The 1,060-nt window shown below is 57.9% G+C and carries 2 protein-coding genes and 1 pseudogene; 1 reads left to right on the plus strand and 2 read right to left on the minus strand.

The genetic code is table 11. The features are described from left to right. Window positions 1–253: 253 nt before the first annotated feature. A complete protein-coding gene (locus tag NKJ26_RS33400; RefSeq protein ID WP_352700106.1) occupies window positions 254–487 on the minus strand; it encodes a hypothetical protein in 234 nt (77 codons plus the stop codon). Window positions 488–518: 31 nt separating this feature from the next. Beyond that, window positions 519–717: pseudogene (locus NKJ26_RS33405) on the minus strand (CsbD family protein). A gap of 139 nt (window positions 718–856) precedes the next feature. Between NKJ26_RS33405 and NKJ26_RS33410 the strand changes: the two are divergent. Beyond that, a partial coding sequence (locus NKJ26_RS33410) for a hypothetical protein (RefSeq protein WP_352700108.1) occupies window positions 857–1,060 on the plus strand: 204 nt, incomplete at its 3' end.

Below are 1,060 nucleotides of genomic sequence, written 5' to 3' on the forward strand. Positions count from 1 at the left end.
AACTACGCTCGTAAGGACGACCTTATGAGCGCAGCCTCGCTACCGTGCCATGCTCGCGCAAGGCGGCCCTCGCCGGAGGCGTACGCCGGTGCAAACCTCAGATCAAGATCACGCTGGGGGAGGTGCACCCGGAACACTTGCCCAAACGCCTCCTGGTCCACAAGCCTGCGAAAGTCGACGGCAGGATCTTGGCACACCGAGCGGTTCCGGGATGACGACGACCCTCGCTCCCGTTGCCCGCCCGCGAAACCATTTATGCAATTTGCGGGCATGCCATCTCGACATTCAGGCGTTGATCCAAAATCTCGGGCCTGATCACGATTCCATACACCAGAATCTGGGCGGCCATTCGGCTGCTCGGATTGCAAGGCTGCTGGCCGCGATCGACGCGGGTGTTCTTCACATGCATTCCTGGCTCCAAGGCCAGCAGCGCGAGCGCAATCGCGTCTGGAAGCCAGCTTGTGGCGCTGAAAGTAAAAAAGGCCATCACGGCCCCCCTTATTTCAGCTCAATGCGGTCTACCAGCCTTGTCGACAGACAGTCGTCGACGTCTCGGCCTACGCGATCCTTCTCCAAGCCGTAGCGTTCCTGGATTTGCCTTTGAGCTGGTCGCGCTTGCCGGCGATGCGGTTGAGACCTCATCAGGGTCAGCTTGCGCCAGTGTTCCTTGACCACCTTTGACGTTTTTCCAATTTCCGTCGACGCGGCCCAGTCCATGGTGGCGACCTCCTTCGTTTCACCGATGCAAAAACGTGTAAGGGTCCACTGCAATTCCGAACAGCGACAACACCGATTGGAGCCAATTTTCAATTCGACCAAACAGCGTTGACGGAACATTTGAAGTGTCGAAAAGTTGATGCATGCAGCAGGTAATGCCCCTCCATCGCCTGCTGAAGATTGGGGCAACAACCCTGAAGTCCGGGATCTTCAGGAAGGCCAGATGTCGAAACTCGCGCTTTTGGAACAACAGGACGACGATCCGGTTCTTCTACTTCAAGCGGCGCCACATCTGCACACAGGAGCGCTCGGTAGGGCGGGCAAATGGACCTGCGGCATGCCA

It is taken from the genome of Mesorhizobium sp. M0152 (assembly GCF_040322415.1).
Taxonomy (GTDB): Bacteria; Pseudomonadota; Alphaproteobacteria; order Rhizobiales; family Rhizobiaceae; genus Mesorhizobium.